This window comes from Mucilaginibacter sp. P4_A11 (assembly GCF_056402535.1).
In genome coordinates, this window is the sequence record NZ_JBFUHE010000005.1 from 172,994 (window position 1) to 187,945 (window position 14,952).

The 14,952-nt window shown below is 42.4% G+C and carries 11 protein-coding genes; 10 read left to right on the plus strand and 1 reads right to left on the minus strand.

The window, feature by feature from the left end; translation table 11 throughout:
• Nucleotides 1-179 precede the first annotated feature (179 nt).
• The 7 genes from AC1DUD_RS11950 (at nt 180) to AC1DUD_RS11980 (ending at nt 7,173) form a co-directional block, all read left to right on the plus strand.
• The gene (locus AC1DUD_RS11950; protein ID WP_477374896.1) at nt 180-1,025 is read left to right on the plus strand and encodes an MOSC domain-containing protein; all 846 of its coding nucleotides are present in this window, start codon (nt 180-182) and stop codon (nt 1,023-1,025) included.
• Nucleotides 1,022-1,306: an Rdx family protein gene (locus AC1DUD_RS11955; RefSeq protein WP_477374898.1), complete on the plus strand. Its 285-nt coding sequence runs from the start codon at nt 1,022-1,024 to the stop codon at nt 1,304-1,306. The genes AC1DUD_RS11950 and AC1DUD_RS11955 overlap by 4 nt, the downstream gene beginning before the upstream one ends.
• A gap of 118 nt (nt 1,307-1,424) precedes the next feature.
• On the plus strand, nt 1,425-1,859 hold the full coding sequence (locus AC1DUD_RS11960) for an RrF2 family transcriptional regulator (RefSeq protein ID WP_477374900.1): 435 nt from the start codon (nt 1,425-1,427) through the stop codon (nt 1,857-1,859).
• Between the two features lie 240 nt (nt 1,860-2,099).
• Nucleotides 2,100-4,190, plus strand: coding sequence for a nitrite reductase (locus AC1DUD_RS11965; protein WP_477374902.1), 2,091 nt, complete (start codon nt 2,100-2,102; stop codon nt 4,188-4,190).
• Entirely contained in the window at nt 4,190-4,975 is a 786-nt protein-coding gene (gene cobA / locus AC1DUD_RS11970; RefSeq protein ID WP_477374904.1) for a uroporphyrinogen-III C-methyltransferase, read from the plus strand. The genes AC1DUD_RS11965 and cobA overlap by 1 nt, the downstream gene beginning before the upstream one ends.
• Nucleotides 4,953-6,461 (plus strand): TSUP family transporter, encoded by a 1,509-nt coding sequence (locus AC1DUD_RS11975; protein ID WP_477374905.1) that lies wholly within the window; start codon nt 4,953-4,955, stop codon nt 6,459-6,461. The genes cobA and AC1DUD_RS11975 overlap by 23 nt, the downstream gene beginning before the upstream one ends.
• A gap of 1 nt (nt 6,462) precedes the next feature.
• Nucleotides 6,463-7,173: a phosphoadenylyl-sulfate reductase gene (locus AC1DUD_RS11980; protein ID WP_477374906.1), complete on the plus strand. Its 711-nt coding sequence runs from the start codon at nt 6,463-6,465 to the stop codon at nt 7,171-7,173.
• 267 nt (nt 7,174-7,440) lie between these two features.
• Here the strand turns inward: AC1DUD_RS11980 and AC1DUD_RS11985 are convergent, their stop codons facing one another.
• Nucleotides 7,441-10,386: a TonB-dependent receptor gene (locus AC1DUD_RS11985; RefSeq protein ID WP_477374907.1), complete on the minus strand. Its 2,946-nt coding sequence runs from the start codon at nt 10,384-10,386 to the stop codon at nt 7,441-7,443.
• A 334-nt stretch (nt 10,387-10,720) separates the two neighbouring features.
• Here AC1DUD_RS11985 and proB point away from each other — a divergent pair, with 334 nt between their 5' ends.
• The 3 genes from proB to mnmA all read left to right on the plus strand — a co-directional run bounded on the left by proB (nt 10,721) and on the right by mnmA (nt 14,906).
• A complete protein-coding gene (gene proB / locus AC1DUD_RS11990) occupies nt 10,721-11,800 on the plus strand; it encodes a glutamate 5-kinase (protein ID WP_477374908.1) in 1,080 nt (359 codons plus the stop codon).
• A gap of 5 nt (nt 11,801-11,805) precedes the next feature.
• On the plus strand, nt 11,806-13,053 hold the full coding sequence (locus tag AC1DUD_RS11995) for a glutamate-5-semialdehyde dehydrogenase (RefSeq protein WP_477374909.1): 1,248 nt from the start codon (nt 11,806-11,808) through the stop codon (nt 13,051-13,053).
• A 764-nt stretch (nt 13,054-13,817) separates the two neighbouring features.
• Entirely contained in the window at nt 13,818-14,906 is a 1,089-nt protein-coding gene (mnmA, locus tag AC1DUD_RS12000; RefSeq protein ID WP_477374910.1) for a tRNA 2-thiouridine(34) synthase MnmA, read from the plus strand.
• The last annotated feature ends 46 nt before the right edge of the window (nt 14,907-14,952 follow it).

Genomic DNA, 14,952 nt, shown 5'->3' on the forward strand with positions numbered 1-14,952 from the left:
ATTGGTTTTGAAATTGGATAAAACAATTATATTAATTAAAAATTGATATAGCAATCGATTGTGAAAATTCTGAACCGTGATTTTTAGGATTGAAGGATTATCCTCATCATAATTTCTGGTTTGGAAATCATGAAATCCTCTAATCCTGAAAATCAAGGTTCTTTTCTTATTTTTACCCCATGCTCCAGATAAGCGAATTATTTATTTATCCCATCAAATCATTAGGGGGTATTGCCGTACAAAGCGCGGTGGTTACCAGTCGTGGCCTACAGCACGACCGGCGCTGGATGCTGGTTAATGAACACAGGCATTTTATAACCCAGCGTGAGTTTCCGCAGATGGCTTTATTAAAAGCGACAATCGAAGATGAAGGTATAGCAGTACATCATCATTCAAGCGGGTCATTATTAATTCCGTTTAATTCCGAAAAAAAAACTTTGCAACAGTTTGCAGTTTGGGATGATACATGTTTGGGGCAATATGTAAGCGAAGAATTTGACCGGTGGTTCAGCGAGGCCCTCAATATGAAATGTCGCCTGGTTTATATGCCGGACGATAGTGAACGAGAAGTTGACCAGCGTTATGCCAAACCCGGCATGATCACTTCTTTTGCCGATGCCTATCCCTTTTTATTAATAGGACAATCTTCGTTAGACGATCTCAACAAGCGTATGGCTCAACCCTTACCAATGAATCGCTTTCGCCCCAATATCGTTTTTACCGGCGGCGATGCTTACAGCGAAGACCTGATGAACCAGATAACGATAGCAGGTATAAACTTTTACGGGGCAAAGCTTTGCGCCCGTTGTGTATTAACCACCATCGATCAGCAAACAGCTATGAAAGCTAAAGAGCCATTGAAAACACTGGCCTCCTACCGTATGAAAAACAATAAGATCATGTTTGGGCAAAACCTGGTGCATGAAAATACCGGCATAATTTCAGTTGGTGACGACCTTAAGGTTTTAAGTATCCATACCGAAGAAAGATTTATTATAGCAAAGAAACCCATAACAGCAGCATGAAGCCAACTATAACTATCGAATATTGCCCTAAATGTAACTGGATGATGCGGGCCGCTTATATGGCCCAGGAACTGCTTACAACTTTCACTGATGATGTAAGTGGTGTTACATTAAAACCAAGTGAAGTAAACGGAAGATATACCATTAGTGTTGATGAAGAAACACTGTTTGACCGTAAGCGCGACGGGCATTTCCCCGAGATCAAAGAGTTAAAACAGGCTATTCGTGATAAAGTTAACCCGGCTAAAAGTCTTGGTCATTCAGATCGGCATCAATTGTAACTTTTATATAACAAAGTCTGTATAAAATATCCTTTCTATATAATCTATAATATTACTCGAAAAAATAGTTAATTTAGATAATATCTTTATTTAACTTTGTGAGTTTTTATTTTAGAAAATGCTTTCAAAAAAAACTAAGTACGCTATAAAGGCACTTGTGGTTCTTGGCAAAAACATTGACCAGCCGCCTATGCAAATTTCGAAGATTGCCGAAACTGAACGGATCCCTAAAAAGTTTCTTGAGCAAATACTGCTTGATCTGCGCAATGCAGGGTTTCTGTACAGTAAAAAAGGCGCTGGTGGCGGCTACAGCCTTAACCGCGACCCTAAAGACATATTCCTGGTAAGCATCATGCGCATAACCGATGGCCCTATTGCCATGGTGCCGTGTGCCAGCTTAAATTTTTACCATAAATGTGATGAGTGCCACCAGGAAAGCACTTGCGGCATAAGGGATGTGTTTGTTGAAGTAAGGGATGCCACACTTAAAATATTAAGCGAAACGAGTATCGCTGATATCATCAAACGCGAAACTACCCTCATCAGCGTTTAATTTCAAAGCTTCATAAAACTGTCATAACGCAGTTTTTTTTATTTAAATGCTACCTTTTCCGTATACTATATATATATTTGGGAAATGAATCATGAGAGCATTGATATTACTTGCCTTAACCAGTTAACCTATTGCCGTATGCGCAATGGCAAAACGAGGCTATAAACGTAATATTTAACCATATATGCCTCTTTAGCCACAGCCAAAGGGGCTTTTTTATAAAAGATTAATACATAGAATATGCAGAGCTTCAGAACAGAACTGGAGAATCCCATTGTTGAGAAGGATATTGTCGATCTTGAAAAAAAGATCCATGCTTTTCGTGAAGGTAAAATTCATGATGAAAAATTCAGGAGTTTGCGTTTGGCGCGCGGTGTATACGGCCAGCGTCAACCAGGTGTACAGATGGTGCGTATTAAATTACCTTTCGGTAAGGTTAGCTTTAAGCAATTATTAAAGATTGCCGAGATCTCTGACGAATTTGGGAGCAGCAACCTGCACCTTACTACCCGTCAGGATATCCAGATCCACTATGTAAGCCTTGATCGCACACCTCAGCTGTGGGCCAAGCTTGAACAGGATGATATTACTCTTCGCGAAGCCTGCGGTAATACCGTTCGTAACGTTACAGCCTCGCCTACTGCCGGTATCGATCCGAAGGAACCGTTTGACGTTTCTCCATATGCATACGCTACGTTTGATTATTTTCTGCGTAACCCGATATGCCAGGAAATGGGCCGTAAGTTCAAGATCTCTTTTTCATCAAGCGATGAGGATACCGCATTTTCATACATCCACGATATTGGTGCTATCCCTAAAATAAATGCCAACGGCGAGCGTGGGTTCAAGATCATGCTCGGTGGTGGTTTAGGAGCACAGCCTATTTTAGCCAGCATTGTTGAAGAGTTTTTACCTGAAGACCAGCTGATTCCTTATATCGAGTCAGTAATCCGTGTTTTTGACCGCTATGGCGAGCGCAACAACCGTAATAAGGCCCGCATGAAATACCTTATCCAGAAATTAGGATTGGATGAAGTATTGCGCTTAACCAAAATTGAGCGCACAGCCAACAAGGTAAAATCATACCCTGTTAACCGCGACGCTGTTGACGCCCCGGCTTTGCCTCCAACCAATAGCTACCCTGAAGTGACCATTAGCAACCCGCTGCGTTATGAGCAATGGTTGGCTACCAACGTTTTTGAGCAAAAGCAAAAAGGCTTTTATGGTGTATATATCAAGGTGCCTGTAGGCGATATTTCATCTGATACCGCCCGCGCATTGGTGAAAACATTAGAGCCCTTGGTTGGTAACGAGATCCGCATCACTCAAAACCAGGGTTTGCTGTTAAAGTATGTGCAAAAAGAAGCCTTTCCAGCATTGTATGAAGGTTTAGCTAAATTGGAACTGGCAGCGCCGGGCTTTGATAGCATAGCTGACGTTACCACCTGCCCAGGTACAGATACCTGCAACCTTGGCATCTCAAACAGTATGACCATGGCCCGGGTGCTGGAAGACCTGATCTATAACGAATACGAAGATTTTATTTATAACCGCGAAATCAAGATCAAAATAAGTGGTTGTATGAACTCATGTGGTCAGCATGGTTTGGCTCACATAGGTTTCCATGGTAGTTCGCTTAAAGCGGGCGCTAAAGTATTACCATCTGTGCAGGTGATGCTGGGTGGCGGTACAGTTGGCGATGGCGTTGGCCGTGCTGCCGAAAGGGTGATCAAAGTTCCTACCAAACGTGCTACTGATGTTTTAAGATGGTTATTGAACGACTATAAAGAGTTTTCGCCTGAAGGTGAAACTTACCACGAATACTATGACAGGCAGGGTAAAGATTATTTTTACCGTTTGCTGAAGCCACTTGCCGATTTAACTACTCTTACCGATGACGAATACATTGACTGGGGTCACCAGGAAACATTTGTTACCGCCATTGGCGTTGGTGAGTGCGCCGGTGTAATTATCGATTTGGTAGCTACCTTATTGTTTGAATCAGAAGAGAAATTGGGCTGGGCTAATGAAGCTTATGCAGATGGCCGCTGGGCCGATGCTATTTATCACGCCTACAATGTTTTTGTAAGCTCGGCAAAGGCATTATTGCTTGATAAAGCCGTTAACAGCAGCACACAGGTTGGCGTGATTCGCGAGTTTGATGCCCAATACGTTGACAAAGGCGAGTTTGAATTGAACGGAAGCTTTAACGACCTGGTATTACAGCTCAATCAAAACGAACCATCACAAGAGTTTGCCACAGCCTATTTGGCACAGGCTACAGAATTTTTAAGCAGAAGCAAGGATAAGAGAGAGGCGCTTGTACAATAATGACCGATAGTAATAAAAATATAAAAGAACCACGTATTACCCTTGTAGGCGCTGGCCCCGGTGATGCCGACCTGATAACAGTAAAAGCCATCAAAGCTTTAAAAACAGCCGATGTTGTTTTGTATGATGCTTTGGTTAACGAAGAACTGCTTGAATATGCCCCGGAAAGCTCAACAAAAGTTTACGTAGGCAAACGGTCTGGTGATCATACTTTTTCGCAGGAAGCAATTAACAACCTCATGGTTGATTATGCTAAAAACTACGGTCACGTAGTGAGGTTAAAAGGAGGCGACCCGTTTGTATTTGGCCGCGGATATGAAGAATTAACTATTGCTGCAGCGCATAATATACCGGCGTCGGTTATTCCGGGTATTTCCAGTTCCATAGCCGTGCCTGAGCTACAGAATATTCCAGTTACTCATCGCGGTTTAAGCGAAAGCTTCTGGGTAGTTACCGGTACAACAGCAAATGGCCAAATCTCGAATGATCTTATTGACGCTTCGCGCTCAAAAGCCACTGTAGTTGTGTTGATGGGTATCCATAAACTGGCCGAAATAACAGAAATATTTAAACAGCAAGGTAAAAACAAGCTTCCTGTAGCCGTTATTCAAAGCGGATCGACAGCTGACGAGAAAATTGCTGTGGCTACGGTTGATACTATTGTCAATGCTGCTAAAGAAAATAAAATCTCGTCGCCTGCCATTATTGTTTTAGGCGAGGTAGTGTCGCTTCATCCAAAATTCCAACTGATACAAGAAGTTTATGACATTGTTGCCCGGGGATAAGAGTTTAGCTAACATTCAGGACGAAAAACAGGAAGGCAACCAGCTTTTCCCTGTATTCCTAAAACTGAATGATCTGCATACGGTGCTTGTTGGCGGCGGCAATGTTGGTTTGGAAAAACTTACCGCTATACTTAACAACAGCAACAGTGCGAGGGTTACAGTTATTTCGCGCGAGTTTTTGCCCGATGTACATACACTTGCATCACAATACCCTGGTATCCGCATCGTGCAAAAATCATTTACCGAGGATGACCTGAACGAAGCAGATATAGTTATCGCTGCTACCAACGATAGCGAGCTTAATAACTATATCCGTAATGCAGCACATGAGCGTAAACTATTGATCAATGTAGCGGATAAGCCTGCATTGTGTGATTTTTACTTAGGATCAATAGTGCAAAAAGGTGACCTGAAACTGGCCATATCTACCAACGGCAAATCACCCACTGTGGCAAAACGATTAAAAGAAGTATTAAACGAAAGCCTCCCTGCCGAGCTCGATATCACTTTGCAGCAAATGAGCGAACTTAGAAATACCCTTGAAGGCGACTTTACCGATAAGGTAAAAAAATTAAACAGCGTGACATCTGTTTTGGTTGAGCCTAAAGCCGCCAGCCGGAAAAACTTCATCTGGCTCATCTGGTCTACCATTATTGTATCGTTAGCTATTGGTATAACGGCACTTTATTTCAAAGAGCCCAATTTTAAGAACTTCGTAACAGGAATCGATCCTATATTTTATTACTTTTTAGGGGCAGGTTTTGTATTTGCCATGATAGATGGCGCTATCGGCATGTCATACGGCGTTACGTCAACTACATTTTCGCTTTCCATGAGCATCCCTCCTGCTTCGGCAAGTATGGGGGTGCATTTATCAGAAATATTGAGCTGTGGCATAGCTGGCTGGATGCATTACCGCATGGGTAACATTAACTGGAAGCTATTTAAGCTATTGGTTATCCCCGGTATTATAGGGGCAGTAACGGGCGCTTATTTATTATCCTCGCTTGAGCATTATGCCATGTACACCAAACCTGTTGTATCGGTTTACACCCTGATATTGGGTATAGTGATATTCAGGAAGGCATTCAATACGCAAAAGAAAAAATCCGCAGATAAAGTAAAACGCATTTCTTTGCTTGGTTTAGGCGGTGGTTTTATTGATGCTGTTGGCGGTGGTGGTTGGGGATCAATCGTACTCTCTACCCTGATAGCTGGCGGCCGGAGCCCTCGTTTTTCATTAGGCACTGTTAAACTATCCCGCTTTTTTGTGGCAATGATGGGTTCAATAACCTTTATTGCAATGGTAAGCAGCGATCACTGGCAAGCTGTAGCAGGGCTTATATTAGGCAGCGCGCTCGCTTCGCCGATAGCAGCTAAAATATCTAATAAAATCTCAGCAAAAACCATCATGGTGGCGGTATCAGTAATAGTTATCCTTATCAGTATCCGATCCATCATTATGTTCGTTACCAAGGTTATATAAAATGAGCACCGCATTACAACAAATACAAGGTATAACCACCGGACTTGGCCCCGTTGAAGCCCTCACCAAACTGGCAGAGCGTTTCCCGGGTGAGGTTATATTTTCCACCAGTTTTGGCTGGGAAGACCAGGTGATCAGTCACATGATCTTTACCAATAACCTGCCTATTAAAGTTTTCACACTTGAAACCGGCAGACTTTTCCGCGAAACTTATTCAGTTTGGGCAGCCACTATGAACAGGTACCAAAAACCCATTCATGCCTACTATCCTAATAACGCACTGCTGGAAGAAATGGTAAGCAAAAAAGGCCCGAACAGCTTTTACGAATCGGTTGAAAACCGTAAGGAGTGCTGTGGTATCCGTAAAATAGAGCCGCTTAAACGTGCTTTAAAAGGCAACAAAATCTGGATCACCGGTATCCGTGCAGAGCAGTCGGTTAATCGCCATGATATGCATGACCTTGAATGGGATGAGCAAAACCAACTGGTAAAGTTCCACCCTATTTTCAGCTGGACATTGGATGAAGTGAAAGCTTACGTTAAACAGTATAATATCCCTTATAATTCATTACACGATAAAGGCTTTCCGAGCATCGGCTGCATGCCATGTACCCGCGCAGTAGCCGAAGGCGAGGACTTTCGCGCCGGCCGCTGGTGGTGGGAAGACCAATCCAAGAAAGAATGCGGACTGCATGAGGTAACTGCCAAATAAGTCAAAGATGCTTTTTTTATACGTAGGTCAATTGGTTGAAAAATCAGTTGGCCTTTTTTGTTTCCATCATAATCTCCACCGTCATTGCGAGGCACAAAGCAATCGCGAACTATAAAGGCTGGATTTGCTCAGCTCCTCTGTGGTTAGGGGATTGCTTCTCATTGCGAGGCACGACGCTTTTATAATAACGATAGACAAAACAAAAAAGGGGATGAAGTTTTTACACCTCATCCCCTTACAAACTAATATAAAACGTAATAAAAGCGCTTATTTATTGTTGTTGCCGGCTAATAAACCATCAAGCGTTACCGATACGTAGTATAATCCGCCAATGGTTGGGCCGCCTGCGTATTGGTAGTACCTTTTGTTAAAGATATCGGTAGCACCTAACTTAAATGTGGCATAGTATGAAGGCACGCGGTAAGTAACCTGGGCATCAACTGTTTTGATTGATGGCACAGTACCGGTAACCAATGGGCTTTCCCACAGGTATGACTGTTGCCATTTGTAAACCACGTTAAAGCCAAAGTTTTTAACCACCTCGCGGTTACCGAACGATACGTTCCCTGACCATTCCGGAGTATTAAAGCCTGTAACAAAGATATCAGATGCTGTTTGAGCTTTTAACTTATTAAAGCTTACGTTTCCTGATACCGTGTAGTGCTGATAAAAATTGTAAGTAACACCTGCTGACGAACCATAGTTATGATAGATGTTCTTAGCGTTGGTATAAACACGGTACCTGCTTTGACCCTGGCTCGCTGCGTTACTTGATGTACCTGTTGTAGGGTCACGGTTGATGTCAAGCATAGACAATACGCCCGCGTCAGTTCCTACTGTAGCACCGTTTGGCACAAATACCTGTACCTGGCCAAGGAAACCATTGTAACGGTTGGTGTACGCATCAATATCGATGAATACTTTATTATCGGCTACGATACCTTTATAGCCTACTTCAAAAGAAGTGATTTGCTCTGGACGGGCAGGAGGAAGATCGGCCACTTTAAGCAGGTTACGGTTAGCCAGGGCAGCCTGATCCGAGCCTCCCGCGGCATTTACAGCTGCGTTGAATGCTACCACCGATGTTTGGGTATAACTGTTACCAAGGTAACCTAAACCCTCGTTAATGAATGGTAAGCTACCAACACGTTTTACACGACCATTATTTACATACGATAAAGCCTCAAACAGTGAAGGGAAACGGTACCCGTTCTGGAATGTGAACCTGAAGTTATGGTTTTGGTTAACAGTATAAACAGCAGCTAAACGCGGTGTAAATTTAGGATCAAAGTATGGGTTACGGTCCCAGCGGATGGAGCCGAATAATTTCAGTTTTTCATCAAAAAACGTTTTGGTAACCTGGGTGAAGGCACCATATTTTTTGTAGATTACGTCTTTACCAAAAGTACCATCTGCCAATGGAGTATTCCTGTCGGCAATTGAGCGAGTGAAATCTACGAAGTTATTACCATCAGGTGTAATGCTGTACACGCGTACATCGGCACCAACCAACAGGTCAACAAACTTCACTTTATCTGTCAAATCCCATTGAGCCTCGCCGTTGTACATGTGGCTTTTTTGCACTAATGCAGCACCGCCGGTAGCGGGGGCGTTAGGAATCAGGCTCGATTTAATATCCCAGTTATTGATCCCAATAATGGTTTTCCTTAAAGCGTCAAATTCAGGAGTGCCTGGTTCAACACGACCTTTATCGGCAGCAGCACGCGCAGCTTGTTCTGCAGCAGCAATATTTGCTGATGTTAATACTCCGCCGTTATAGGCTTTTAAAGCGTTACCATATAAAGTGCCCCATGCCGAGTTGCTGGCATGGTTAAGATCAAGGTTATCAGCTAATGGCTTTACGTTAAACGAGTTGCCGGTATTTTCAATTGATTCGTAACCACGTACCAGGAAATCTTTGCCTTTCAACTCAATCTTGTGGTTCTGAACTGTTGCACCTTGTAATGAGATCTTGTTACCGCGCTGAAACACCCCATCAAGCCTTCCGTAACGATAAGTGTAGGATAAAATAGTATTAGGCGATAATTTATAAGACAAAGTACCATCTAACTTTAAGTTTTTCACGTGAGGATCAACCAGGTCAACCTCGTTGTAGCCTGTACGTGCAACAGTAAGATTTGGACGAGCCTTACCATCAACTGTGATGCCTTTTATAGATACGGTATTACTACCTGCAAGCGCGTCATCGCCATACTTGTTCCAGCCGTCATATGCAGCATTGCTGATGCCGGTAAGTTCAGGATAAGCCGGATTTGCTGATTTAAGATTGGTGGGGTTTTGGTCAAGGCGGGTATCTGATTGCCAGTCCTGGCCCTGCATGTAACTAAAGTTTACTTTAACGGCAAATTTATCATTAAAAGATTTGGCATATCTTAAAGCATCTTCGGTAAGTGAACTCGCTCCTAAACGGTCTTTACCAACGTGGTTTAAACCCTGGCGATGGTAAAAGCTTAAGCCCTGATATTTGAAAGCATCTTTGGTGAATAAGTTTGATAAACCATTAATAGCGTTAGTACCATAAAGCGCAGCAGCCGCACCGGGAGTTATTTCTATACTGGCAATATCAAGCTCCGTTGGGCCAATAGCGTTACCAAGCGGTACACCTAATGTAGCCGATTGCATATCAACACCATCAACCAGTTGCATAAATCTAAAGTTATTTGGGCTGTTGAAACCACGTGTATTAGGTACTTTAAGGGTAATACTTGTGGTGGTCATCTGTACACCTTTAACATTCTCAAGCGCGTCGTAAAAACTTGGGCCAGGCGATTGCTTTAAAGCGGTGATGCTCAACTTTTCAATTGCAACGGGCGAACGAAGTAATTTTTCTTCCTTGCGGGAAGCTGTTACTACTATTTCATTAACCAATAACGATTGCGTAGTAAGGGTAATATTCACCGCGCTGTTAGCGTTTTTAATGTTAAACTCCTGGCGTTGGTAACCCACCGCTGTAAAAATCAGCGTGTAAGGCAGCTTGGCACTGGTGGTTAACGAAAATTTGCCGGTTGTATCGGTTGATGTTTTGTTGGTTGTACCTTTAATAGATACGGTTGCTCCTACCAGTGGCTTGCCCTGGTCATCGTTTACTTTTCCGCTCAATATATATGAGCCGTTAAGTTGCGCGTAACTTAGCCCCGGTAACAGTACCAGGAAAAGCACAACTATTTTAATTGAGTTTGTAAAAATTTTCATGAAGTAATTTTGTGTGGTGGTAAAAAGTGATTGGTTGGTTGATTATTGTTAATTGAAACGTTACTCTCAACAACAACACATTACAGCATGGGGCTGCATTTTTAACATAGGCTGAACGGCAATTGCATTAAAATGATACATTGTCTATAGAATTAGTCGACAAAAATATAAATTTAATGCTGACTGTCAAGCATTCTGCTATGTTTTTTTAAACTTTTGATGATTTTAGCATCATTTCACTATAAAATCCATCACTTTAGTGGATATTTCAAAATAAACGAAGCCTAATTACTCCCAAATTTGTAATATTGAAGCCTCAATCTGTACTGTACTAATGGCTTTCAATTATCAACGCATTGTTATCAAAATCGGCTCAAATGTTATCACCCAGGAAAACGGTCTCCCCGACCTGTCGCGTATAACGCATTTGGTTGAGCAGATAGCTGCGATAAAAAAGCAAGGTATTGAAGTGATACTGGTTTCATCAGGTGCTGTAGCATCCGGACGTAGTCTGATCAACGTTGCAGAAAAAACAGATGCCGTTGCCGCCCGGCAGGTACTGGCTTCTATTGGGCAGGTAAAACTGATCAATACGTACTCGCATTTGTTTGAGCAGTTTCAGATCCTATGCTCACAGGTTTTGGTTACCCGCGAGGATTTCAGGGACAGGATGCATTACCTCAACATGAAAAACTGCCTCGAGGCCTTATTACAATACGAAGTTATCCCTGTTGTGAACGAAAATGACGTGGTATCGGTAACTGAATTGATGTTTACCGATAATGATGAGCTGGCAGGCCTGATAGCTTCGATGCTTAACGCTAACGCACTCATTATCCTCACCAACGTAGATGGTATTTACAATGGCGATCCAAAAGCGGCAGGTTCGGCAGTAATAGATGAAGTTAGCGGCAACGAACTTGATTTTTCAACCTTTGTCTCATCAGGCCGTTCGCAGTTTGGCCGCGGAGGGATGATCACCAAATCAACCATGGCTCAGAAAACAGCCCAGTTGGGTATTTCGGTACATATAGCCAATGGTAAACGGGATAACATATTGACCGATGTTTTGGAAAACCAGGTTACGCATACCCGTTTCATCCCCAATAAAACAGCATCGGGCAAAAAGAAATGGATTGCTCATTCCGAAAAATCGGCGACCGGAAGCGTACTGATTAATGCGGGTGCAAAAGCAGCGCTGATCTCCAATAAAGCAACCAGTTTATTACCCGTTGGCATTGTTGGTGTAATAACCGACTTTAAAAAAGGCGACATTATTAAACTGATAGACGATACGGATAAATTGGTTGGCTTAGGCATTGCCGAATATGGTGCAGATAAAGCCCGTGAACGCATCGGCCAAAAAAACCAGAAGGCACTCGTACATTATGATTATCTTTACTTACAAGGCTAAATACCATGACCTACAACAGTTATTTCGATAAAGCACGTGAGGCAAGCCGTAAACCTACCCTTGCCCCTGCCCTCATCAATGCAGTTTTGGAGGATGTAGCTGCTGAGGCAATTGCTCAAACCGAATATATCCTGGCCGAAAACCAGAAAGATCTTGACCGCATGGATCCGGCTGATCCAAAATACGACCGCCTTAAACTTACTGCCGACAGGATCAAAGGTATTGCCGACGATATGTTGAGCGTTGCCAAATTAGATAGCCCGCTTGGTAAACAGCTTTCGGCTACAGAAATGCCCAACGGCTTATCCATATCAAAAATACGTGTGCCGCTTGGCGTTGTTGGTGTTATATATGAAGCCAGGCCCAATGTTACTTTTGATGTTTTTGCGCTTTGCTTTAAAACAGGTAACATCAGCATACTAAAAGGTGGCAGTGATGCCGATTTTTCTAACCGGGCCATCATTTCGGTTATCCATAGCGTATTAGCAAAACACAATGTTGATGTTAACGTAGCTACCTTGCTCCCTGCCGAGCGTGAGGCCACTACAGCGCTACTAAATGCCATTGGTTATATTGATGTGCTCATCCCAAGGGGAAGTCAATCGCTGATTGACTTTGTGCGGGATAACAGTAAGGTTCCGGTAATCGAAACAGGCGCGGGCATTGTGCATACTTATTTTGATGAATCGGGCAACCCGGAGAAAGGTGCAGAGATCATTGCTAACGCCAAAACCCGCCGCGTAAGTGTTTGCAACGCTTTGGATTGTTTGATCATCCATTCGGCACGGTTAAATGACTTACCGCGCCTGGCACATATCCTGAAAGAAAAAAAAGTAGAGATCTTTGCCGATGAGCAGGCTTTTGAAGCATTAAAAAGTGATTATCCTGCCAATCTTTTGCACGAGGCAAGCCCGGAACACTTTGGTACCGAATTTCTTTCGATGAAGATGGCTATTAAAACGGTAGGTTCGTTTAACGAAGCTTTGGCATACATTGCTGTGAATAGCTCTAAACATAGCGAAGCCATTATCTCTGAAGATGCCGAAAATATTGCTCAGTTTTTAAATGACGTTGATGCGGCAGCTGTTTACGCCAATGTGTCCACTGCCTTCACCGACGGTGCCCAGTTTGGCCTCGGCGCCGAAATAGGCATCAGCACCCAAAAACTGCATGCTCGCGGTCCAATGGGTTTAGAAGAGCTTACCAGTTACAAATGGCTGGTTGTAGGTGATGGTCAAACCCGTAATCCGTAAATTATCCCTTAAAAATCTTATCGCATAAAAAAGGTGCTTACGCTGTGTAGTAAGCACCTTAAAAGTGTTAGTCTGTATTGGTAAGCGCTTACTTTATCAAGTAGTTGGCTGCGGCAATAAAGCAGATAAGCACTAAAATTACGCCCTGTAATTTTTGTTCTAAAGTCAATTGAGTTAACATTGTTTTATTAATTAGGATATAGCAAATTTATAATGTAATAGGTCTGTTACAATAGGCAGTATCATTTTTACGTTATTTTTAATAAATAATGTTGCTTGTTTTTATAATAGTCAGCGCTACATTTATTATTTAAAATTTTAGCAACAAATACCTTTTAACATTGAAATTAGTGTATCACCTACACCTGTTACAAAGGCATTTTTTATAGCCAAATCTATTATTTGAGCGCTCGTTTAATTCTTTTTTTCCAACCTCCTCTTGTTACACTAAGTAGATCAGTTTTTTTCACTTATTATTCAATATTAATATGATGTTAAGGATATAACTATCGACACATTTAACTCATATTAAAGACACAATGAAACTAATAATAGCGCAATGGGGACTTTGTAAGCGATATTTATTACAGGTTGGCTTGGTATATGGATATCATAATTACTTAATATAATCCACACAAAATACTGAATAACAACACATATTAACTATTGATTAATGCCAAATCGGCTGCTATTCCAACACATTTTACCCTATACTGACCAAGCATATGTTAACATAAACATCAAATAGGTATCTTTGCAGCATTATGAGTAAGCATGGCAGGATATTAGTGGCAATGAGTGGCGGGGTTGATAGTTCGGTAGCAGCAGTGATGTTGCATGAACAGGGCTATGAAGTAATTGGTTTAACCATGAAAACCTGGGACTATGCCTCATCTGGCGGTAGCTCAAAGGAAACCGGTTGCTGTAGTTTGGATAGCATCAATGATGCCCGTGCTTTGGCTGTTGGCTATGGCTTTCCTCATTATATATTGGATATCCGTAACGAGTTTGGCGATTTTGTGATCGATAACTTTGTTGACGAGTATTTAGCCGGTCGTACCCCTAACCCATGTGTTTTATGCAACACTCACATTAAATGGGAAGCATTGTTAAAACGCGCCGATAAACTCGATTGTGAGTTTATTGCTACCGGGCACTACGCCAATATCCGTTTACAGGATAATGGCCGGTATGTGATATCAAAAGGTAAGGATACCAATAAAGATCAATCATACGTACTGTGGGGTGTATCTCAAAAAAACCTTGCGCGTACTAAATTCCCTTTAGGCAGTTTTTCAAAACCCGAGATCAGGCAAATGGCGCTTGATATGGGGCAAATTGAACTCGCTGGCAAAAGTGAAAGCTACGAGATTTGTTTCGTGCCAGATAACGATTATCGCTCTTTCCTGAGGCATAAAGTAGAAGATCTTGACGAACGCATTGGTCAGGGCAACTTCGTGCTTACAAACGGCACGGTAGTAGGCAAGCACCAGGGTTATCCTTTTTATACCATCGGTCAGCGTAAAGGTTTAGGTGTGGCATTGGGTCACCCAATGTTTGTAACCCATATCGATCCAAAAACAAACACTGTTGTTTTAGGGACGGCTGATGAACTTGAACGCAAACAAGCCTGGGTAAGAAACCTGAACCTCATTAAATATGAAAATATAAATGAGCCGCTTGAAGCTATTACCAAAATACGTTACAAGGATGTGGGCGCTCAAAGTACTATCCTCCAAATGGGCGAGCATATGAAAGTTGATTTCCATCATAATGTATCAGGCATAGCACCGGGCCAGTCGGCAGTATTTTATGAAGGAGATGACCTGCTTGGCGGTGGCTTCCTGATGTAAACATCGTTTCCCCGGAACCATTGCAGTTTAAAAGTATGAACGACGG

What these genes read in the sequence shown, in the direction of transcription:
- AC1DUD_RS11950 (WP_477374896.1), top strand. Translation starts at nt 180, where the DNA reads ATGCTCCAGATAAGCGAATTATTTATTTATCCCATCAAATCATTAGGG.
- AC1DUD_RS11955 (WP_477374898.1), top strand. Translation starts at nt 1,022, where the DNA reads ATGAAGCCAACTATAACTATCGAATATTGCCCTAAATGTAACTGGATG.
- AC1DUD_RS11960 (WP_477374900.1), top strand. Translation starts at nt 1,425, where the DNA reads ATGCTTTCAAAAAAAACTAAGTACGCTATAAAGGCACTTGTGGTTCTT.
- AC1DUD_RS11965 (WP_477374902.1), top strand. Translation starts at nt 2,100, where the DNA reads ATGCAGAGCTTCAGAACAGAACTGGAGAATCCCATTGTTGAGAAGGAT.
- cobA (WP_477374904.1), top strand. Translation starts at nt 4,190, where the DNA reads ATGACCGATAGTAATAAAAATATAAAAGAACCACGTATTACCCTTGTA.
- AC1DUD_RS11975 (WP_477374905.1), top strand. Translation starts at nt 4,953, where the DNA reads ATGACATTGTTGCCCGGGGATAAGAGTTTAGCTAACATTCAGGACGAA.
- AC1DUD_RS11980 (WP_477374906.1), top strand. Translation starts at nt 6,463, where the DNA reads ATGAGCACCGCATTACAACAAATACAAGGTATAACCACCGGACTTGGC.
- AC1DUD_RS11985 (WP_477374907.1), bottom strand. Translation starts at nt 10,386, where the DNA reads ATGAAAATTTTTACAAACTCAATTAAAATAGTTGTGCTTTTCCTGGTA.
- proB (WP_477374908.1), top strand. Translation starts at nt 10,721, where the DNA reads ATGGCTTTCAATTATCAACGCATTGTTATCAAAATCGGCTCAAATGTT.
- AC1DUD_RS11995 (WP_477374909.1), top strand. Translation starts at nt 11,806, where the DNA reads ATGACCTACAACAGTTATTTCGATAAAGCACGTGAGGCAAGCCGTAAA.
- mnmA (WP_477374910.1), top strand. Translation starts at nt 13,818, where the DNA reads ATGAGTAAGCATGGCAGGATATTAGTGGCAATGAGTGGCGGGGTTGAT.